General features: G+C 36.7%; 16 protein-coding genes. 5 read left to right on the top strand and 11 right to left on the bottom strand.

Annotation, left to right across the window (positions count from 1 at the left end):
- Positions 1–114: 114 nt before the first annotated feature.
- Entirely contained in the window at positions 115–1,338 is a 1,224-nt protein-coding gene (locus tag EO766_RS06570) for a sialidase family protein (protein ID WP_074419134.1), read from the bottom strand.
- 78 nt (positions 1,339–1,416) lie between these two features.
- Positions 1,417–3,699: a TonB-dependent receptor gene (locus EO766_RS06565; protein ID WP_074419845.1), complete on the bottom strand. Its 2,283-nt coding sequence runs from the start codon at positions 3,697–3,699 to the stop codon at positions 1,417–1,419.
- Positions 3,700–4,751: 1,052 nt separating this feature from the next.
- On the opposite strand from EO766_RS06565, the gene EO766_RS06560 reads away from it, so the two are divergent.
- Both EO766_RS06560 and EO766_RS06555 read left to right on the top strand, forming a co-directional pair.
- Positions 4,752–5,783, top strand: coding sequence for a sensor histidine kinase (locus EO766_RS06560; RefSeq protein WP_074419843.1), 1,032 nt, complete (start codon positions 4,752–4,754; stop codon positions 5,781–5,783).
- Positions 5,783–6,490, top strand: coding sequence for a LytR/AlgR family response regulator transcription factor (locus EO766_RS06555; RefSeq protein ID WP_074419494.1), 708 nt, complete (start codon positions 5,783–5,785; stop codon positions 6,488–6,490). Before EO766_RS06560 ends, EO766_RS06555 begins: the two co-directional genes overlap by 1 nt.
- A gap of 148 nt (positions 6,491–6,638) precedes the next feature.
- On the opposite strand, the gene EO766_RS06550 is transcribed toward EO766_RS06555, so the two are convergent.
- Positions 6,639–9,251, bottom strand: coding sequence for a TonB-dependent receptor (locus EO766_RS06550; RefSeq protein ID WP_074419495.1), 2,613 nt, complete (start codon positions 9,249–9,251; stop codon positions 6,639–6,641).
- 310 nt (positions 9,252–9,561) lie between these two features.
- Here EO766_RS06550 and EO766_RS06545 point away from each other — a divergent pair, with 310 nt between their 5' ends.
- A complete protein-coding gene (locus EO766_RS06545; protein ID WP_143439148.1) occupies positions 9,562–10,110 on the top strand; it encodes a hypothetical protein in 549 nt (182 codons plus the stop codon).
- 458 nt (positions 10,111–10,568) lie between these two features.
- On the opposite strand, the gene EO766_RS06540 is transcribed toward EO766_RS06545, so the two are convergent.
- Both EO766_RS06540 and EO766_RS06535 read right to left on the bottom strand, forming a co-directional pair.
- Positions 10,569–10,718: a hypothetical protein gene (locus EO766_RS06540; protein ID WP_179852348.1), complete on the bottom strand. Its 150-nt coding sequence runs from the start codon at positions 10,716–10,718 to the stop codon at positions 10,569–10,571.
- 221 nt (positions 10,719–10,939) lie between these two features.
- Positions 10,940–12,175, bottom strand: coding sequence for a serine hydrolase domain-containing protein (locus EO766_RS06535; protein ID WP_074419499.1), 1,236 nt, complete (start codon positions 12,173–12,175; stop codon positions 10,940–10,942).
- A 323-nt stretch (positions 12,176–12,498) separates the two neighbouring features.
- Between EO766_RS06535 and EO766_RS06530 the strand changes: the two genes are divergently transcribed.
- On the top strand, positions 12,499–13,017 hold the full coding sequence (locus tag EO766_RS06530; RefSeq protein WP_074418620.1) for a DUF421 domain-containing protein: 519 nt from the start codon (positions 12,499–12,501) through the stop codon (positions 13,015–13,017).
- 83 nt (positions 13,018–13,100) lie between these two features.
- Here the strand turns inward: EO766_RS06530 and EO766_RS06525 are convergent, their stop codons facing one another.
- The 5 genes from EO766_RS06525 to EO766_RS06505 form a co-directional block, all read right to left on the bottom strand.
- Positions 13,101–13,733 carry an outer membrane beta-barrel protein gene (locus EO766_RS06525; RefSeq protein WP_074418621.1) on the bottom strand — a complete coding sequence of 211 codons (633 nt, stop codon included), beginning with the start codon at positions 13,731–13,733 and terminating at the stop codon, positions 13,101–13,103.
- Positions 13,734–13,779: 46 nt separating this feature from the next.
- Entirely contained in the window at positions 13,780–14,418 is a 639-nt protein-coding gene (locus EO766_RS06520) for a DUF4136 domain-containing protein (protein ID WP_074418622.1), read from the bottom strand.
- A 179-nt stretch (positions 14,419–14,597) separates the two neighbouring features.
- A complete protein-coding gene (atpC, locus tag EO766_RS06515; protein WP_068242796.1) occupies positions 14,598–14,843 on the bottom strand; it encodes an ATP synthase F1 subunit epsilon in 246 nt (81 codons plus the stop codon).
- A gap of 29 nt (positions 14,844–14,872) precedes the next feature.
- Positions 14,873–16,378 (bottom strand): F0F1 ATP synthase subunit beta, encoded by a 1,506-nt coding sequence (gene atpD, locus EO766_RS06510; protein WP_074419500.1) that lies wholly within the window; start codon positions 16,376–16,378, stop codon positions 14,873–14,875.
- A 162-nt stretch (positions 16,379–16,540) separates the two neighbouring features.
- Positions 16,541–17,182, bottom strand: a complete 642-nt coding sequence (locus EO766_RS06505) for a DsrE family protein (RefSeq protein ID WP_074418045.1) — start codon at positions 17,180–17,182, stop codon at positions 16,541–16,543.
- 324 nt (positions 17,183–17,506) lie between these two features.
- Here EO766_RS06505 and EO766_RS06500 point away from each other — a divergent pair, with 324 nt between their 5' ends.
- Positions 17,507–20,866 carry an Ig-like domain-containing protein gene (locus tag EO766_RS06500; RefSeq protein ID WP_287100810.1) on the top strand — a complete coding sequence of 1,120 codons (3,360 nt, stop codon included), beginning with the start codon at positions 17,507–17,509 and terminating at the stop codon, positions 20,864–20,866.
- 153 nt (positions 20,867–21,019) lie between these two features.
- Here EO766_RS06500 and ispF read toward each other — a convergent pair whose 3' ends face one another.
- Positions 21,020–21,508: a 2-C-methyl-D-erythritol 2,4-cyclodiphosphate synthase gene (ispF, locus tag EO766_RS06495; RefSeq protein ID WP_074418047.1), complete on the bottom strand. Its 489-nt coding sequence runs from the start codon at positions 21,506–21,508 to the stop codon at positions 21,020–21,022.
- Positions 21,509–21,620 lie beyond the last annotated feature (112 nt).

The following is a 21,620-nucleotide window of genomic DNA, read 5'->3' as shown; positions in this document are numbered from 1 at the left end:
TTTACCGGACAACAGTAGTTGAAAACATACACCGAGTGTTTGTTTAGATAAGAATAAACTATGCTGAAGAGAGATTCTATTAAATTTAAGTGGTTACTTAAATTTACCTTACAGCTACTTAATATGTATCAATTTATATTTTACGAAATCTTTATTGCCGATGCTTTTAGTATAAGCAATTAAGACTGTGGTTTCATCTATTGTTTTAATAACCGGAAAGGTGGCCAGGCCGATATCATCCGTTATAAATTGTTTTTCAGGATTAGTTCCCTGAGGATTTCTTATCTCCAGACCAATTCGTGTGGCAACATTTTGTCCTTTGATTATATTTTCATTCCAAACCATTATAACACGATTGCCAATAGAAGTCATTTGAGGATGTCGGCCCGAAGGCCCGCTGACTAATGCTCGCTGAGAAAAGTTTTTTCCATCCATATCTGCGTGGCAATAATATATACCCGCCTGTCCCCCGGCGGTAAACCAGGAAAATTGCAATCCATTGTTATTTTCCGTCATGGCCGGCCCGCTATGCGGACAGCCGTTGATCACCCAGTTATCATTACTAATTCTGTGTGGTGGTGAAAAAGTTTTACCCATATCTGTAGAAAAAATATGTACCATATCGCGAATGCTGTCATTTAAGATAGCCCTGTATATGATATGAATATTATGGTTATGATCCATAAAAATACCCGTTCTGCAACAGGGGCAGCAGGGCCCTTCAATTCTTTTCTCATTTTCAAATCCTGAAGTACCATGAGAACTTGCAAAGAAAAGAGAAGATCCATCTCCTGTGCCCTTTTTTCTATTGTCTAACCACGTAATGGCTGCCGATCCATCCGGTAACAGTGCTACATCAAAATAACGTTGATCAATACCCGAAGAATCCTTAACCAGTTTTACTGCTCCATTCCATGTTTTGCCTCCATCGAACGATTGGGAATAATAAACGATGCCTGCATAAGAATTTATAGGATTGGGATTAGCAGCTCCCCAAACTGCAATAACCTCCCCTGCGGGCATAAAAATTATTTTAGGCATATTTTCTCCATGTGGAAAAACATTTGCACTTTGTGGAATGATGGTTTCTTTACCAAACGTTTTTCCATGGTCACTTGAAATGGCATAGCACACTACCCGGGTGGAATCACTCGTTTTTTTTATCCAACTCATCACCAGGTTTCCATTGATATCTTTTGTAAGGTATGGGCAGGAGCCTTCAGTAGTATCTGTATTCATTTCGTTTGAAACAACAAGGTTGGAAGCATGGTTTGTTTGATTACAGGAAAGGATAATCCCGGACAAACTGTAATATATAATATATATAATTTTTTTCATTTTTTAATTTTTTGGTTGAAGTAACAATGCTGTTATTTATCTGCCTGTATAAATCATTGTTTAGAAATATTCTTAAGGTTAATTTTTGTTTTTATCAAAATGGTAAGCAACCCCTACCTGCAGGGTTCTCAATTGCCCTGATCTGTACGAAGTACCATAGGCGCTTTTCTCCACCGTTACAGCATAATTTCCATTCGCAACATTCAGGCAATTCATCCATGTTTCATAGTTTTTTAAGCGGTATCCCATCCTGATGTTGAAAGCTGTAAACCCATTATATTTCGAAGTGTTTTGCGGGTCTGTAAAATAGGAACCAAGACTCTGGCATTCTGCAGCAATCCTGAAACCTCTTACAAATAATGGCTTGTAGGTTATTTCGCCATTTATAATATAAGCAGGTGCCTGGGGCATATCGTTCCCGGAAAAATCTTTTCCCTGCTGCAGGTAATTGATGTATTTGTGTTTGGCAACGGTACCACCTATGCGAAACATCAACTCCTGCGTGGGTGCATATTTTATATTCAATTCTATTCCTTTGTGACTGGTTATACCTGTATTTTGTTTTTGGTAACTTCCATCCTGAAGGCGTACACTTACAATTTCGTTCTTTCCATTCAATTTGTATAGAGATGCTTCAACAGATCCTTTTGAACCGGCAAATCCAAGCCATCCGCCTATTTCATAATTATTGTAAGAGGAAGGTTGTAAAGTGGGTATCAGTACTCCACTGTATAAATCGGTTATATTAGGTGGCGCAAAACCTACACTATAATTTAAATAAATTCCTTTTTGGTTCCCAAAATTGTAAGTGAGGCCCAGCTTCGGAGAGAAATGATCGAAGTGGTTAACAGCATCCGGCGCTCCTGAATATGCCCCTGGAGGTAAATGATTGTCAAAATTGTAATCAAGCCTGTCATATCGTGCAGCGGCTACAAGACGCAGCGTATGTACAGGCTGGTATTCTATCTGTGTGTAAAGAGCTGTATTGAATAACCCGATCTTATAATCAGTTAGCACACTGTCGCTCAAATGATATTGATAAAATACGCCGTTAGCATCTTTGTCTATATTTATGTATTTAGCAAGATAGATAGCAGGGCTGTAATCTGCGCCAATACCGGAAATCCATTTAATTTGCACTGATGGTATTTGGGTAGTATGCTGCACCAGGGTTCCAAAACTTTGAAAGGCATCGACATTAATTTGTCCATTTGCTTTTAAGGAATTTCCGGTCACATTTTTAATAGCATAAAATGGATTTTGCCCTATAGAGGAATTACGATAAAAGATGGTGAAGCTGGTTTGGTTGTTGTCATTCCATTCCTGATTTAAGGTGCTCCGAAACCTTAATGCATCTACTTTGCGATAGGTAAACCTATAAAAACTGGAATAATCTTTCCGGTAAAAATGCTGACTGTCCAGACCTCCTTTTTGATCGGTTTTGTAATGAATCAGATCCAAAACGTTGATTAATTTTGATTTTTTATTAAAAGTATAATCACCCCTTACAGTAAAGGCTGCTTTGTAAAAGTCATTATGTTCATTTACACTTTGATTCTGGTTGGCATAATAACCTGCAGCATAAATGCTTATTTTTTTATATGTATTGCTAACCGCAACATCTGTGCGTTTGTAACCTAAGCTTCCTATTTCAGCCTGAATTTTACCTGTAAGGTATGGCGATGGCGATTGCGTGATAAAATTCAGGGCGCCACCTACCGCATCGCTTCCGTATAAGGACGATGCCGGTCCTTTTATCACCTCAATACGTTGCAGCGAAGCCTGATTAATTTCAATTAATGCATTGTGGTTAAAATCTCCAACCGTCCTTATTGGAATACCGTCTTCCAGATACAGGAAGATATTACTGGTGCCTATAGGCTGCCGCACCGCCATGCTGTGCTGTTCGTTGCCAAGATCTACCATAAACACTCCGGGTACTTTATTGATAAGCATATCCAGACGTGTAGCCTTGGTGTCGTTAATTTGTGTTTTTGAAATTACATTTATAGCTACCGGCACTTCCGTACGCTTTTGTGTTTCCCTGCTTCCGGAAATGATTATTTCATTGAGGTTGCTGAACGAGGGTGTTAATAAAATTCTACCTTGATTGGTTGTTTTTATTTTTTTGGGGTAATAACCAATGCAGGTTACAGATATACTATCTGTTTTTGTCGGTATTGAAAAATTGCCATTGGCATCTGTCAGGTATATGTGATGATTTGCAAAGTCAGTAATGGTTGCGCCTTGTAATGCCTGTTTGGTTACTGCATCCAAAACAGTACCAGACATGGTTGATTGCGTATATCCTGCACTGCCTGACATGCATAGCAATGCAATTAAGCATAGATGCTTTTTCATTCATTAATAAATTAAAATTGAAAAATAGATTACCCTGTTTGAGTAATTCAAATGCTGATCAATAGAATAGTAGTTATTATCAGACTGTAGGTGGATGGAAGAATGTCCGGGAAATACAAAATATCCTGGTGTCGTTTTTAAGAAAGAAATGATTTTTAAGAGGGATTATCAGGTCGGGTACAGTAAATATTGTTGCAACAAAACAGGGTGAAAGCTCAACAAGCTCATTTTTAGTTTCAGGTGCCTGAGTATCCTGTTTTTCTTGCTCATTTATTTTTTTGTTGAGATAACATTTACCATTGCAGTGCATCAAAGGCTTATCCCGGTTCTCACATAAATTTTTGACAATATAGGCTCTGTACCAGTAAAAATCAGCTTTAATGAAATAAGTGCTAAATGTTTGTACGAACACAATAACAATTAAGAATATAGATACAGTAACCTTCAATTCAAAATATTTTGATGCAAAAGTGAACGTCTTATTTCAATATGAATATGATTTTGCTCATATGAGGGGATGTTTTTAATTATTTTGTTTCAATAGTTTGAAATAGTTCAGTAAAGTAACTTCTAAATGATAGCGCCTATAAAGCAATTTGTATTTCTCTGCATCCTTTAGAAGTGTTGCTGTTACTTCCGCATAATATACATGGTTTACATTTGGAAAAGTAGGGTCAGCAACAGGGTAGTTGAAACAGCCCAACTAATCGTAGTTTACTCCAATAAAACGAAATTTTACCAGACTTATCGCTGTGCCTACGCCATTTTTCTTAGTAGCAAATGCTACATTAAATAATGATGATATAAGATTTACAAAATTTGTACATTCGTTTTATGCGAGTTGAATGTGTGCAAAGTAGCCAATGCTATAAAAAAGTACGGCGTAGTTGAAAACATAAGGTGAGAGTATGGTTATAAAAGAACAAACTACTGAGATGGGGGCAATCTTGCAAAAGGTTGCCTTTTTCTATCATTTGGCATTTGGTCGCTAAAAAACAAGTTTTTGTCGCACCTACATCAACATTCTATCATAACTACATTATTTTAGTACCATGAAACAACAGTGGTATGCAAAAAAATGGGTAGTCATTGCGATGCATATTGCTGCATGGACCCTCCTATTCTCTTTGCCATTTTTACTTCGTCCTTCCTACGAAAATGCCCATAACCATAACGATTCCTTTTCCCTTATTAAATATATTATCACCGGTGCACTTTGGGCAGGTTTCTTTTATTTGAATGCTTACTTCTTAATGCCCAAATTTATCTACAAAAAAAAGTATTGGGAATTTGCACTTTTACAACTCATCATTTTTATTATACAAATTATTTTCGACTGGATTTTATTTGAAACCTTTCTAACAGAAAGAACATATGAATTAAAACCGGCCATCCTCTTCGTATTCTTTCCCTATATTTTTATTTTGGCTACCAGTACCGCATATAGAATGATTAGCGATAAAATAAAATACGACCATATATTCCAACAAAAAGAAAAAGAAAATTTAACTACAGAGCTTTCCTTTTTAAGATCGCAGGTTAGCCCTCATTTTATGTTTAATGTACTGAACAACATGGTAGCCCTGGCAAGAAAAAAGTCTGACCTGCTGGAGCCATCACTCATTAAATTATCCTCTTTAATGCGTTATATGTTATACGAAGCCGATGAAGAAAAAGTACCACTTGAAAAAGAAACAGAGTACCTTCAAAGCTATATTGATTTGCAGCAACAGCGCTTTGGAAATAATGTGGCCGTTAATTTTTATACGGAAGTGCCTGATAAAAGTTATACTATAGAACCAATGCTTTTAATTCCATTTGTTGAAAATGCTTTTAAACATGGCACAGGCATTGTTGATAACGCTACGATAAATATTGAACTAAAAGCAAAAAACAATTTGCTTCATTTTATGGTAAGCAACAAATTCAATCCTGTTTCAAATGAAATAAAAGATAAAACCTCCGGTATTGGATTAACGAATGTTGAAAGAAGATTGAACTTGTTATATGGTGGAAGTCATTCACTTTTGATTAAAAAAAATGACGATTGGTTTATGGTGTCATTACAATTAAACTTTCATTGATGATACACTGTATTGCTGTTGATGATGAACCCTTAGCACTTGAGCTTTTGGCAGATAATATTAGCCAATTGCCCTATTTACAATTAGAAGCTTCCTGCAATAATGCCATGGAAGCCATGAAAGTATTACAAGAGAAGCCTATTGACCTTATTTTTTTAGATATACAAATGCCGGGACTTACCGGCCTTCAATTTATTCAAAGCCTACCCAAAAAACCAATGATTATATTGGTAACTGCTTATGAAAAATTTGCACTGGAAGGTTTTAATCTGGATGTGGTAGATTATCTCGTAAAGCCGGTATCGTTAGAAAGATTTGTGAAAGCTTGTAACAAAGCATGGGAGTTATACCAACTCAAAAATACGCCTACACCTGCAGCCAATACGCCTAACTATTTTTTTGTAAATGTTGATTATACACTTCTGAAAATTACATTTACCGACATTATTTGGATAGAAGGGTTAAAAGATTACATTAAAATACACCTGCATAGCTCATCAAAACCGGTTATTACCAGAATGAGCATGAAAACAATGGAAGAGCAATTGCCTGCTTCACTATTCATCAGAATTCATAAATCTTACTTTGTATCTATTGAACATATTACTGCCATCAAAAAAAGTAGTGTATTTATTGGCAGCATTGAACTTCCAGTTGGTGATAATTACAAAGAAGCTGTTACGGCTTTAACCGGCAAAACATCCTAACTTTTTTCTTCATTCAACAAACTATCATTTAGCAAGTACGCTTACAAATGCCTGCTTTGTTATTTTATTGAAAAAAATATACATCAAACTAACAACAAACCGCCTCCAAAAATGGAAAGGCGGTTTTTGCTTGAAACAATCCTCCAGATTATTGAACTCCCTGTAAAGCATCCATACCCGAGGTATTAGTATTTTTTCTTTTAAATAAGGATACATCCATTTTACCAAACCGATAAGTAAAGTTTAAACGCAACATTTGCGGGTTACGCAGCCTATTATAATCCTGTACAAAAAAGTTACTTACAGAATATTGATCAGAATATCTTGTATGGAAAATATCACTCATACTCAAGCTAATTGTAGCCGCATCGTTCTTTAAAAAACTACGGCTAATAGCAGCATCTACACTATAAAAAGAACGGATATACCCTTGTGAAGCACTCTGAGATTGCATCATAGGTGGCCCCATTTGCTGACCGCCATTGTTATTTACCGGTAAATTTGTTTTTGATTGATACAATCCGGTTAATTGCAATTTGAATTTTCCGGGTAATTTAAAATTATTATTCATCTTACCAAACCAACTCCATAATGCAGCTTGCGAATTACCAATAATGTTATTGGTATTGATTTGAGAGTTGTAAATGTTTACATTCATCGTCATATCCCACCACTTGGTTAACTTGGTTACACCTGTTAATTCAGCACCTATTGTATAACTTGAATTGGCATTTACATAGGTGTTAATAATATCCTGCTTACCGGTTAAATAGTTTTGTGCAGTATCCAGGTATCTTGTTATCAAGCCCTCGGTATGTTTATAATATAAAGAAGCCAGGAAAGTATTATTATGAGGTAATGTTTTTAAATAGGATAGTTCAAATGAGCTGGTAAACTCAGGCACCAGGTTAGGATTACCTCTGGTAATGTTTAAGCTGTCTGAATAGTCGGTATACGGAATAAGCTGAAAAAAGTTGGGCCTGTTAATACGGCGTGTATAGCTGAATTGCACTTCATTATTATCTTTAAACTTCTGACTTAAAAAAACAGAAGGAAATAAACTAATGGGATAGCTATTACTAAAATGCTGCTGTGTGTTCAATAAATCGCCCGAATAATCTGAACGTTCAGCACGCAACCCTAACTGGTAACCAAAATTTTTAATGGCACTGGTAACCGATGCATAAGCCGCATATACATTATTGGTGTTTTTATAATTAATAGAGGCTGCATTAGATAATATAAAATTTTTACTTGTATTATCCATATAATAATTATCAGTTCCGTTGGTCAACTTTTGCTGTTGAAAACGCAAACCGGTTTCTATTTTCGATTTTTTACCAAATGGTTTTACATAATCGGTTTGTGCAGTAAGAAACTGATTGTAGCCCGTACCAATGGTTTGTTGTTGTGAGTTATTATTGATTGCACTTCCTGCTCCATTTAAATAATAATTGGTGTTGTACAATACGTTATTAGAATTATTACCCGAGAAATAATTCATATCGGCAGTTAGGGTTTCACCTTCTTTTTTAAATAACTGCTTAAACCCAAACTGCGCACCGGTTCCATTAAAAATTCGTTTGGTATTAGCATATCGTTCGCTATATTGTGTAGTAGTACCTGTATTGAGTAAACTATCAATGTTTGTAGTTAAGAACTGATAAGGGCTCATATCTGCATGCACCCGAACCATGCCGGCCGAAAAAGATGTTCGGTTGGTCATAAAATAATCCAAGCCTACTCTTCCAAATATAAAGCCCCCATTGTCTTTATCAGTTGATATTTGATGCACGGCAGTACTTGTATCGCCAAAGTTGTTACGGTAAGTTGTTCCAAAAGTTTTACCCTTGTTTTGGTTTACAAATGCCGAGGCATTAAAATTGAATTTTCCCTGACGAATATTAAAATCGGCACCTCCATTGATAGCACCATAACTATCAACACCGACACGCAGATTGCCATTATAGCCGGTTTTTCTATTCTTTTTTAAAATAATATTCAGAATGCCTGCACCGCCACCCGATGCATCGTATTTAGCAGAAGGATTAGTAATCACTTCCACACTTTCAATAGCATCGGCCGGTATTTGATCAAGGGTTAAAGTAGTAGGCCTTCCTTCAATATATATTTGCGGTGTGGCATTACGCAGTGTTACATTCCCATCAATATCAACATTTACAGAAGGCACATTCTTCATTACATCTAAAGCAGTACCACCTGCATTTACAATATCTTTCTCTACATTGTACACTTTTTTGTCAATATCCATTTTCAAAGTAGGCTTTGTGATGGCGGTTACCACTACACCCTGCAACTGATTCACATCTTCAGCCAATTTAATATTACCCAAATCTTTATCAAAAGCATTCAATGCCTGGCTCATATCGCCCATTGCAGGTTGCGTTGCCGGTTTGGGCATACTAAAACTTACATTTTGTTCTATTGATTTAAAGCCTGTTGCTGAAATCTTTAATTTCAAAGTGCCTATTATGGGCAGCTCTTCAAAACTAAAGTCGCCATTGGCTTTTGTAGTAATACCCTTAAACAACACTTCTTTCATTTTTTTGGTGGCAGCATCCATTCGGGTATGTAATAACAAAACGGTAGCATCATGAATAGTTTTTCCGGCACTATCTAACACCCGGCCATAAATATGCCCAATGTTTGCAGCAGCTTGCGCTTTACCCATACCCGGCATTTGGCTAAAACCGGAAAAACTGAGTGTAACAGCGATAATAAAAATTAAAAGTTGTTTCATAATCTTTTGATATAATACACAAAACTATTCACCCACTCAACCAATAAAATTGAATTGCGACCATATTAGAAAATGTTGCGACGAAACAGATGTATTGGAGCATTTTAGTCATGAATGGGCCAACGCTTCATGAACCCCATAGAAATGTACCTTATTAAATAAAAAATATTATTCATAAAAAAAATAGCTAAAAGGTTTGTATTATTCAATTATTTAGCTATCTTAACCAACGAACAGCGCATCTCATATCCCACGAAGCCTTTCGCCATTTTTATTCTTATTTTTTTTAACCTTTAATACAACAACAACCATGAAAACAATGCTTACATTGGCCATTTTGGCCTTTTTAATTTCCTGCAATCCAAAAGATGCCTCAAAAGAGGTTACCACCACATTGGCAAAAGATTCTACGGGACTGGTCATTCAATCACCCTATCCCATTCTTTATTCGTCTAATTTCACCATGGGCAATCCCAAAAACGCTGAAAACTTATTGATACTTTGGAAAGACTGGGATGATGGTAATTTAGCAGCGCATAAACACTTTTTCGCTGATTCAGTAACCATGGTATTTGCAGATGGGAATACTATCCATACTAGTAATGATAGTGCTTTGGCACATGCCCAGCGCGAAAGAAACAATCTGGCATCTTCAGTTAGTTCTATTAATGCCATTATGCCCGTAAAAAGCGTTGATAAAAATGAAAACTGGGCTTTGATATGGGGCAAGGAAGTAGATACAGATAAAAAAGGAAAAAAAGACTCTGCCTATATTCAGGAAACCTGGCGATTTAATAAAGACGGAAAAGTTGATTTATTCTATCAGTTTAAAGCTGCAGGAGCGCCTCCCAAAAAATAGTAATGATTAGAAAGCCTCATTTTTGTTTTTTTTCATGCCGGCATTTCCTGTCATGGCATGAATTGCATCAACCCCACTATGGTAAGCATTTTCTACACAGATGGACTAATCAACCAATAGCCATTCATGCAATAACACATGGAATGGATGCATTCCTAAATGCGTAATGGTATACTGTAAAAGTTGGCAAAAGCAACAGGATGTATGCGTTGTTGCATCTTCCCAACAGCATCGTCCGGAAAAAGCAGTTGTTTGCTATACATGCATTATTGTACACTTTCATCAGCCTTCGGCTTTAAGTATATAGCAATCAAATTTTCGGTTGCGGCTAGTTCACTCCATCCTTGTTTTAACCAACGCATAACCATGCCCGTCATTTTTTGTTGTAAACCCTTTTGCCTGGGTAATTGCCGGTAATTTTTACTGGTAATGGGAGATGCTATTTTTAGCCATTCGCTTTATTGGCGCTGTGCAACAAATGCAGGATCCTGCTGAAAACGTTTTTTATTGATGGAAGTTTTACTACGCACCAACTGGCGGCCTTTTACCGTATAAAAAGTAAGTCCGCCGTAAGTTCCACTAATATAAAACGAAGAAACAGTTGCCATGGCATATTGATTTTTTGTGTTTTCAATATACAACTTTCAATAGGGGGTTTCCAAATTCTTTTTAGCGAAAAATGCACAATTTTAGCAGTAATTAATTACCATACGGCACCTACCCTTCTACCTATTTACAGCGTTGCGCAACGCTGTTGAGTCGAATTTGTATCGAAGCGGGATGAGTTCGGATTACTATGTTAAACAAACATATTATTACCCCCACATCACTATCTACAAAAATTCAGTACGGCTTCAAATATTTGTTGGCGAATGGGCGTAACATCATAATATTTTCCATTGGGTAAAAAGCCCATGTGCTGGCGGTTAATGAGCAATATAATAGAAGTATGGTATTGTGGAACCACTACAATACTGGTTCCCGTAAAGCCGGTATGTCCAAAGCTACCTTCGGGTGCATGTTTCATAAATGAATCGTTGGTATCCATCATCCAACCCAATCCATTTTGAAAAGCATCTTTCGTAAAGAATGTTTTTAAGGTATTGGCACTAATAAAATCCTTTCCATTTACTTTGCCATCATTCATGAGTATATCTATCAGTTTTTGCACGTCATCGGCTGTTGAAAATATACCGGCTGCGCCTGATACCCCACCATTGGCATACCATGCATTCCCATCATTCACTTCACCATTTAAAACATAATGGCGCCAGCCATTCCACGATTGCGGATTAATTTCTTTGTACGTAAAACCAAGCGTATTATCGTACACCATTCTTTTTTCATAAGGATTACCAAAAGAAGTGGCAGCAAAGTTTTTGAACTTGCCGGTTTTTAGAGGATTATAAGTAGTATGATACATGCTAAGGGGATGAAATATTTTTTCTTGTTCAAACTGCTCAAAGGGCATACCGGAAACCACCTGAATAATTTCGCCAAGAATGGTAAAGCCCAAATCGCTGTATTTTCTTTGTGCACCAATGGGGTACCGTAAGGGTAATTGAGCAATGAGCGAAAATACCTGTTGGCGGTTATGGGCACGATAAAATAAGGGGTACCATTCATCAATGCCCGAGGTATGGGTAAGCAGGTTACGGATGGTAATATTTTTTTTGTCGGGAGTATTAAAATCAGCAACGTATTTTGAAACCGGGTCATTTACCGATAATAAATGCCGATCAGCCAGGTACATAATGGCCGTAGTAGTGCCAATAACTTTGGTAAGTGAGGCCAGATCGAACATTGTATTCAACTGCATTTTTTCAGGTTTTGCCAATAGTTGATGGTCATTACTGTACATCCTTGCATAACCATATGCCTGTTGGTACACTACTTTACCATCTTTCTTAATCAACACCACTGCACCCGGTATGAATTGCTGTTTTACTTGTGATTGAAGGATGCTATCGATGGTATGAATCAATACATTTTTTTGCTTTGCCGTTTGCGATTCGGCATATAAAACAAAAAAGAAGGAAATGAAAGCGTAGAAAATTTTTTGCATGGTAGTTTATTTATCAATGATACACCGAAAATACATTTATTTAAACGATGCGTTTTAATACCTTCAATCATTAAAACTGCATTTTTTTGTGGGCTAAGTTTAACAATTTAGTTCAATTTATTTGAAAAAGCAGATACGCTTTAATCGAGGCTAATATTATACGTTCATTTCAGTGGGGCAGTAAAAGCGGGTTACTATTTCAACTAAAACCCATAGAGTATAGAATTTAGAACTACATTTAATCAGTCGTTATTGAATAGTCGCTTAAAAATTCAAATAGTTTAAATACATTATTTTATAAATATTTAATACCTTATTCACTTATGCTCTCCACGCTACCCCCCTACCTGCTTATTGCTGTAAAATCTACGGCTGTTTATTTATTTATTATTGTAGCCATACGCATTTTCGGGAAAAAAGAATTGGCGCAATTATCGGTAATTGATTTAGTTTTTATTTTACTCATTAGTAATAGTGTACAAAATGCAATGGTGGGCAATAATACTACCCTATCTGGTGGATTTGCTGCAGCTTCCGGATTATTCATTAGTAACTATATTTTAAAGCTCTTTTTAAAACGCTATAGCATATTTAGTAAAATGGTGCAGGGTGAAAAAATATTACTGATACATGATGGCATTGTATTAAAAGAGGGAATGGAAAAATCTATGTTTAATATAGATGAATTGGAAAGGGCTATTCGCGAACATGGTGTAGATAAAATTGAAGATGTTGACCTCGCTATTTTAGAAGTAGATGGTAACATTAGTGTACTATCAAAAAACTATTCGCACAGAACGGTAAAACCGAGAAAAAAGCCGCAGTTATCGCACAATCCCTAAGTGCTACATGATAGTAAAATAAAAAAGCCATTTCCCGAAAGAAATGGCTTTTATTTTGCTTACCAAAAATATTTTTAAAAAGTCTAATGCAACTGGAATATAAGTCCGGTATGTATACCCACCATATTCATATTCATGGCATCGCTCATGCCAAATTTGGTGTAATTATAAGATACTCCAAATTGAAAAGCGGTATTTGAATTGTAACGGCTAAATGGTAATTGCACACCGGCATCGGCCATCGCGGTAAACTTACCATTGGAAGTATTATTGGAAGAAAACTCACCCAGATATTGATTATAGGTTATAAAACTAATGCCTGCTCCGGCTGCAACATAAGGCTGTATTAGTTTTGTAGTTCCCAAAAAAGGTGTAAAAGTAACTTTTGCCATAACCGGTACTGCCTGAATAGAATTAGAAAGAACGGCTGATATCTGTTGATTGGGTGCCAGATTATACACCGTTCTCGGGTATTTCTGATAAAAATCCTGATAACCAAATCCAAGTCCAACTGCCCATTTATTGTTTAGTCCTAATGAGACATCGCCCATTAAACCCCGTGGTGATATATTGGAAACATAGTTCGATTTAAAATTGCCTAATGGTAATCCTAAATCATAAGCAGCATTCAATTTTACAATGCCTCTTTGCGCCAATAAAGATGAGGCAGGCAACAAACTAAACAATAACAGCGTTAATATTATATATTTTTTCATATATTTTTTTTAATGGTTGAATAATACAATAACATAATGAATGGTACTAATTGGCTTTTAAATAAGACGACTGGCTAAATAAAGCATACACCTGACTGTCGGCGGTAGTAGCATCAGCAATACCTTCCCCTCTTATTAAGCCATTCCAAATAATCTTTATTTTTCCATTCGCCGCTGCATTTTTTAAATCTAACATATCAATAGAAAGTGCGCCAGAATTAATTTGGTAGGTACCATACATATAAGGAGAATAATAACCATATCCGCCATAGCCCCAATAAGTAGGATCATAATATCCCCCGTAATAATCATAATAACTACTGTAATCAATTATTCCGGTAGTAGTGGTGTTAATATAGGTTACATTTATTCCTAAATCAGGGCTGGCAGATTTAGGCACCAAGGTATAGCCGGCCTGCTGCATGTATTTAGTAATGGCATCAATAAAAGCCTGACCGGTGGGTGTAAGCGATTTAGATGATTGCCCATTGTCTACCACCGTTACTGAATCATCTATACTAAAAGTTTTGTAACTGCTAAAATTTACCGTTGAGTCTCTTTGTGTAATGTAAATTCGGGTATCGGGATTACTTAAATTATTTACTGCGCTGTTTTTGGTACAACTTACCAAACCAAAAATAGCAAGCGCCAAAAAACCGGAGGTCAGTTTAATATTGTATTTCATACAGAAATTTTTTTTATGATATAAAATTAGTTTGTAGTTGATGCTTTAGATAATTTTGATTGTTAATAGTTAAGCGTAAAATACTTTTTTATGATTTTATTGACATTAACAGGATGCAGGTAACAAAAAAAAGCACCCGATTGGGTGCTAAAAATTATTTTTTTATTTTATAGTTAAGCTTAATGTACACCTTCTACCAGTACAGTTACTTTATTATTGAAAACTTCGGCAAAACCACCGGTAATGGTATAATGTTCGGTTTTTTGTTTATCAACCAACACTTTAATATTGCCTTTAGACAAGGCACTTACCAGCGGTGCATGCTTTTCAAGAATTTCAAATAAGCCTGAAATGCCGGGTAACTGAACACCATATACATTGCCACTGTACACTTTTTTCTCGGGTGTTAATATTTCTAACATCATAAATTTTCAATTATAACAAGGTATACAATTTAACTTCGGGCCTGTGCCAGTAATTTTTTACCTTTTTCAATGGCATCCTCAATAGTACCTACTAAGTTAAATGCAGCTTCAGGATATTCATCAACTTCGCCATCCATAATCATATTAAAGCCTTTAATGGTATCATTAATATCAACAAATACCCCTTTTAAACCGGTAAATTGTTCAGCCACATGGAAAGGTTGTGATAAGAAACGTTGTACCCTTCTTGCACGGGCTACTACTAATTTATCTTCATCACTCAGCTCATCCATACCCAAAATGGCAATAATATCCTGTAACTCTTTATAACGTTGCAAAATTAATTTTACCCGGTTGGCACAATCATAGTGTGCATCGCCCACAATTGCAGGGGTTAAAATACGGGAAGTAGAATCCAACGGATCTACCGCAGGATAAATACCTAAGTCGGCAATTTTACGGCTTAATACAGTTGTAGCATCTAAGTGCGCAAAAGTAGTGGCAGGAGCCGGATCGGTTAAGTCATCCGCAGGTACATATACTGCCTGAACAGAAGTAATAGAACCGTTTTTGGTAGAAGTAATTCTTTCCTGCATTAAACCCATTTCAGTGGCCAAAGTGGGTTGATAACCTACCGCAGAAGGCATACGTCCTAATAAAGCTGATACTTCTGAACCTGCTTGTGTAAAACGAAAGATATTATCAACGAAAAATAGGATATCTCTTCCTTTTCCGGTACCATCACCATCGCGGAAATATTCAGCAATGGTTAATCCGCTTAAAGCCACACGTGCACGGGCCCCGGGGGGTTCATTCATTTGTCCGAATACGAAAGTGGCTTTTGAGTCTTTCAATTCTTCCAGATTCACTTTGCTTAAATCCCAACCACCTTCTTCCATACTATGTTTAAAAGCATCACCATATTTCATAATGCCTGCTTCAATCATTTCACGCAACAAATCATTTCCTTCACGGGTTCTTTCGCCTACACCGGCAAATACAGATAAACCGCCGTGGCCTTTGGCAATATTGTTAATCAGCTCCTGAATTAACACGGTTTTACCTACACCAGCACCACCAAATAAACCAATTTTACCACCTTTTGCATAGGGTTCAATCAGGTCAATTACTTTAATACCGGTATATAAAACTTCAGTTGCAGTACTTAAATTCTCAAACAATGGTGGTTTGTTGTGAATGGGGCGGCCATTTGTTTTTGATAACTGCGGCAAACCATCAATGGCATCGCCGGTAACGTTGAATAAACGACCATTAATACCTTCGCCAACGGGCATTGAAATGGCTTTTCCGGTATCAATCACTTCCATACCCCGTACCAAACCTTCGGTACCATCCATTGCAATGGTACGTACACTATCTTCACCCAAATGTTGTTGTACTTCCAAAACAAGGGTATCTCCATTGGGCTTTTTTATTTCTAATGCATTGTAAATTTCGGGCAAATCGTTCAGGTTGGGGAAATGAACATCCACAACGGCTCCAATAATTTGCTTAATATTACCTGTAGCGGCCATAAATAGACAGTTTTTTAAAATTTGCGGCAAAGGTAAGGGAATGAAGGTTTCAAATTCTAACCATTTTTTAATGATAGAATATTTTTTATAGAAGCCCTTCCACTACCCTCAATTTCAAGGTGAACAGTTCGTTTATTTTGCTATATTATTTATTTCAAAATGCTATTCCGCCTTATCTTCATTATACAAAATATAGCCTTTCAACTGGTAGTAGGATAACATGGTTTGTGCTGATAAAGCCAACCCAATATTCGGTATCAATTCATCCATGTTCAGGTTTAACATGGTTAATGCCTGGCCACAGGCAATAAATTTTACTCCTTTATTTTGTAATTCTTCTATCAAAGGCAGATTGCTGTTGGAAACTTTATACATTAACCTATAATTATTATTCTTCAAAAGGGAAAACAATGCAGGCCCATGCACCAATACCACTACTTCTAAATTTTTAGCAGGTACACCGGAAGCCACATGCAGGTTCATTATCCTGCCCACTTCGGTAAAACCGGGGTTTTCAGTTTTTGCAGTTAGCGAATCGTTTGGGCCAACCGTTACGTTGAATAAAAGTTTATAAGGCATATTTACATCAATGTTTTCTGTAATGTCTTTTACAGGAATAACACCCGTCCATAAGCTGCTTTGTATGTATGGATGAATGGCTAATTTCTCAAATTTAGCCTGCATACGAGCCTGCTTTTTAGTGAGTTTAATTTGCGCTTTGTTGGTGTTTTGAGCGAATAGGGTTTGTTGAATGCCTGCAAAAAATAAGGAACAGAATAGGATGTAAAGCGCAAAATTTCGCATAGACAGTAGTTTAGTTTGTTAAGATAAGCATTGCCTTGCTGTTGCAATGTTTTTTTAAGAAAAAAGTTTAAAATCTTAATATTCCCCTGCTTTCAACCCCGCCACACATGAATTTTATGTTATGAATGTTTTTGATGTTGATTAAACCCTTTTAAAGCATTTATTTTTGATGCTTTAATTTTTTATTAATGTTTTGAAATCATGAACCATTTCAACACAATTCATTCACCGGTTGTATTTTACAGTATTTATTTAAATCATTAGATTAAATATTTTAATTTATTTTTAATCTTTAAAAACATTAACTAAAACAAAATAGCATTTATGAGAAAATTTTACACAATTCGCTTTTTATTTTCATTGATTGCGTTGTTTTTGATAACAATGGGGCAGGCGCAGGTTAGTTTAGCCACTTCGCCCTATATCCAAAATTTCGATACCATTAGAACGGCTTTGCCCAATGGGTTTACGGTAAGAACCGGAGCCACCAATTCTGCTTTAGGTACACCGATTGCCAGTTTTAATACTGCCGCCACTAACTGGAATAGCACTTCAGGCCGATTTGGCAACTATGCTTCTGCAACAGGACTAAGAGCCAGTACCCCACCTGCCACTCAGGCGGCTGCCACCAACCGTGCTTTGGGCGTTCGACAAACCGGTAGTTTTGGCGATCCGGGTGCTGCATTTGTATTTCAGGTTATAAATACCAAAGGGAAAAAAGATTTTGCTTTGAGTTTTAATTTACAATCACTCGACAGCACGTCACCCCGCAGTACAACATTTTTAGTGCAATATGCAAAGGGCACCAATCCTAACAGTTTTAATACGGTAACCTCCACACCTACCCCTTTAGTAACCGGTAACAGAAAATTTTATGATACATTGGTGAACGTGAATTTCGGTACTTCATTAGATGATATTAATGACACTGTATGGATTAGAATTGCCACATTAAGTGCCAGTACCGGCAGCAGTAACCGGGCTACTTCTGCTATTGATAATTTTAGCTTAAGCTGGAATGATATACCTGCAGATACCATTCCACCGGTTGATACTTTACTGATTCCCCAAAATGGAGCCACAGGTGTTTCATCTATATTGCCTTTGAAAATTTATTTCAGCGAACCGGTAGTAGCAGCCACAGGAAATATTGTGGTAGAAAACACGACCGACAATGTGACAGATACCATTGGTGTGGATAGCAGTATTGTTGCTATAAACAGCAATATTGTTACCATTACCACCGGATTACAACCACTAAAACATTATAAAATAAATATTGATGCAGGCGCATTTACCGATTTTTCCAATAACGCTTACGCAGGTAAAAATGGGAATAATTGGCAATTTACAACTGCAAGTAACGATACAGTACCACCTTTTGCTATAAGCCTCACCCCCGCTAATGGCGCTGTGAATATATCCAACAAACCAAATTTCACCATTCATTTTAATGAAAGCATGGTATTGGGTTCTGGGAACCTGCTCATTAAACAAGTAAGTAATGATAGTTTGGTACAAACCATTCCCGTTGCAAATGTAACAGCACAGGATAGTACAGTTCAATTTTCGGCAATTGCCAATTTAGGTTTTAGCAAAAAATATTATGTACAAATTTCAGACAGTGCATTTCTGGATTTGTCGGGCAATGCATTTGCCGGATTTAAGGATAGCACATACTGGACATTTACCACACAAAGCCCCGATTACTTATTCAATCTGAATAACTGTAGCAATGGCTTACCCGATGGCTTTACCCAATTCAGCGCAGCTGGCGATTCAACCTGGAATTGCACCATTTATGGTTATCAGGGCAATGGTATTCAGATCAATGGATTTGGTGGGGGCAGTGCACAATTAAATGACGATTGGCTAATGAGTCCGCCATTAGATTTAACCGGTTTTAATATTCCTTTACTGCAATTTTATAATAGAACCAAATACAATGGCCCGCAATTAAAACTGTTGGTTTCAACCAATTATGCAGGAACCGGTAATCCATCTGCCGCCACCTGGACCGAAATCAATGGTCATTTCCCGCCTATTAATTCAGATACATGGACGAAGTGTGCTAGTATTAATCTGACAAACTTTAAGTCAACAAATACTTATATTGCCTGGAGATATGCCTCCAGCCCAACTGATGGTGCACCACGCACTACAATAGACAATATTCATGTACTTAACAGTACACAGGCGCCACAACCCACATTGACAGTTCAACCGGATAATTTATTTTTAGGATATGCTGCTGCCGGAGTTGTGAGTGCCGGTAAAGCATTCCAATTTACAGTGGTAGATGCCAATGGCAATTTAACCATTACTGCACCTGCACAATTTCAGGTTTCAAAAGATAGCATTACATATGCAGGTATCATTCAATACACTGTAAATGAATTAGAGCAAACCAATATTAAAGCTTTTGTTCGGTTTGCTCCTACACAAAACAATTTAGAATACAGTGGCCAGTTGAATTTTGCAATTGGTTCTATTTCTAAAAACTTCACCAGAGTGTATGGTAATAGTGTAAACCGAAGCAATACCATTGATATTGTAAACTGGAATATTGAATGGTTCGGTAGCAATGGTTTTGGTCCTTCTGATAAAAATTTACAGGAAACCAATGTAAAAAAAGTATTACGCTATTTGGATGCTGATATTTATGCATTAATAGAAGTAGTGGACACAATCCGCTTCAGAAGGCTCATTGATTCATTAGGCAGCAATTGGGGCTATACTATTTCGCCATTCTGTACCGGTGCCGCCACTCCATCGGGTAGCAACTGGTTAAGCGGACAAAAAATGGCACTGGTGTATAAAAAAGATATGGTAAGTAATGTATCCGGAAGAGGACTCATGCTCAGCAGTGCTACTGCCAGCAGCAATTGGGCCAATAGCAGGGTACCTTATCTGGTTACTGCCGATGTAACTAATAAAGGGGGTGTTACCAAAACCATTAATTTTTTTATTATTCATGCTAAATCAGGCAGTACTGCCTCTGATTACGATAGAAGATATGCCGGTGTGAAAGAAATGAAAGATAGTTTGGATGCCATCTTTAGCAATAGTAACGTGATGATTCTGGGCGATTACAATGATGATTTGGTAAGTACCATTTCTACAGGTTCAGGCCCGGTTACTTCATGGGATCCTATTTTAAAAGATTCTGTTGGAACCAAATTCTACAAAGCATTAACATTGCCCTTGGATTATCAGGGATTTGCTTCTACTATTAATTATCCGGGAATGATTGACCACAATATCATTTCAAGTAGTTTATTAAGTAGCTACATCAACAATTCTGCCAAGGTTAGAACAGACGTAACCACTGTAATTCCGGATTATTTATCCAATAATACATCCGACCATTACCCCATTTATGTTCGTTTTAATTTTGGAACAGCTACTGCGGTAAATCCGGTAAATAATGATCCCAATTTACTCACATTGTTAGGCAATCCCGGTCATCAGCAAATCCGCTTTATGTTTAACAAAAACATTAACAGCCGCTTACAAATTCAATTAATGGATTTAAACGGACAAATTTTACAGCAACAGGTTGCAGAACAGGTGAATAAGGGTCAGGTAATTAGTTTACCCATTCAAAACTTACCTGCAGGAACATATATGTTACGAGTAGCACATAAGGATGGCACTACAGTAAAACAAATATTAAAATATTAATATTTATTATTTGGTTGATTCAAAAAACCCGTGGCTTTCATTAGCTGCGGGTTTTAATTTTATTAAGCAGAATAGAGGCAATAAAAATAACCAGCTCCGATCCTGTTAATAACTGTTTTCAGATTTTGTTATGCGCAAACAGATCTTGACTCCTTATATTACTAAAGGCTGTGGCCGATGAATTAATACAGTTGCATAAGCAACCAGTCCTTCTTCACGACCTACAAAGCCCATTTTTTCGGTAGTGGTTGCTTTAATGGAAACTTCTTCAGAAGTTAAATGACATGCTGTTGCAATAACTTCCTGCATTTGAGGAATATAAGGTTTTATTTTAGGCGATTCCAGACATATACTGGAATCGATATTGATAATTTTATAACCCTTTTCTGCAATGAGTGCCACTGTTTTCTGTAACAATATTTTACTGTCAATATTTTTATATGCAGGAGAAGTATCCGGAAAATGCACACCAATATCACCTAAACAGGCTGCACCCAATAATGCATCGCAAATTGCATGCAATAATACATCGGCATCTGAATGCCCCAAGGCACCTTTATGGTAAGGAATATGCACACCACCTAACCAGAAATCCCTATCCGTTACCAACTGATGAAAATCAATGCCAAAACCTATACGCATACAACTATTTTAATAATTGAAAGATATTTTTTCAATAAATATGAAATCGGCAACATAATGTTACAATCCAAACCGGCAAAATGTTTGTACTGTGAATATTAAAAAATACGGC

The sequence above is a fragment of the Hydrotalea sp. AMD genome (genome assembly GCF_004100315.1).
In the GTDB taxonomy this organism is placed as follows: Bacteria; Bacteroidota; Bacteroidia; order Chitinophagales; family Chitinophagaceae; genus Hydrotalea; species Hydrotalea flava.
Note: the sequence above shows the minus strand (reverse complement) of the source record. Positions and strands in the feature narration are given on the sequence as shown.

What these genes read in the sequence shown, in the direction of transcription:
- EO766_RS06540 (WP_179852348.1), bottom strand. Translation starts at nt 10,718, where the DNA reads ATGGCAACTGTTTCTTCGTTTTATATTAGTGGAACTTACGGCGGACTT.
- atpC (WP_068242796.1), bottom strand. Translation starts at nt 14,843, where the DNA reads ATGATGTTAGAAATATTAACACCCGAGAAAAAAGTGTACAGTGGCAAT.
- EO766_RS06545 (WP_143439148.1), top strand. Translation starts at nt 9,562, where the DNA reads ATGAAAACAATGCTTACATTGGCCATTTTGGCCTTTTTAATTTCCTGC.
- EO766_RS06530 (WP_074418620.1), top strand. Translation starts at nt 12,499, where the DNA reads ATGCTCTCCACGCTACCCCCCTACCTGCTTATTGCTGTAAAATCTACG.
- atpD (WP_074419500.1), bottom strand. Translation starts at nt 16,378, where the DNA reads ATGGCCGCTACAGGTAATATTAAGCAAATTATTGGAGCCGTTGTGGAT.
- EO766_RS06505 (WP_074418045.1), bottom strand. Translation starts at nt 17,182, where the DNA reads ATGCGAAATTTTGCGCTTTACATCCTATTCTGTTCCTTATTTTTTGCA.
- EO766_RS06565 (WP_074419845.1), bottom strand. Translation starts at nt 3,699, where the DNA reads ATGAAAAAGCATCTATGCTTAATTGCATTGCTATGCATGTCAGGCAGT.
- EO766_RS06560 (WP_074419843.1), top strand. Translation starts at nt 4,752, where the DNA reads ATGAAACAACAGTGGTATGCAAAAAAATGGGTAGTCATTGCGATGCAT.
- EO766_RS06570 (WP_074419134.1), bottom strand. Translation starts at nt 1,338, where the DNA reads ATGAAAAAAATTATATATATTATATATTACAGTTTGTCCGGGATTATC.
- EO766_RS06555 (WP_074419494.1), top strand. Translation starts at nt 5,783, where the DNA reads ATGATACACTGTATTGCTGTTGATGATGAACCCTTAGCACTTGAGCTT.
- EO766_RS06520 (WP_074418622.1), bottom strand. Translation starts at nt 14,418, where the DNA reads ATGAAATACAATATTAAACTGACCTCCGGTTTTTTGGCGCTTGCTATT.
- ispF (WP_074418047.1), bottom strand. Translation starts at nt 21,508, where the DNA reads ATGCGTATAGGTTTTGGCATTGATTTTCATCAGTTGGTAACGGATAGG.
- EO766_RS06525 (WP_074418621.1), bottom strand. Translation starts at nt 13,733, where the DNA reads ATGAAAAAATATATAATATTAACGCTGTTATTGTTTAGTTTGTTGCCT.
- EO766_RS06535 (WP_074419499.1), bottom strand. Translation starts at nt 12,175, where the DNA reads ATGCAAAAAATTTTCTACGCTTTCATTTCCTTCTTTTTTGTTTTATAT.
- EO766_RS06550 (WP_074419495.1), bottom strand. Translation starts at nt 9,251, where the DNA reads ATGAAACAACTTTTAATTTTTATTATCGCTGTTACACTCAGTTTTTCC.
- EO766_RS06500 (WP_287100810.1), top strand. Translation starts at nt 17,507, where the DNA reads ATGAGAAAATTTTACACAATTCGCTTTTTATTTTCATTGATTGCGTTG.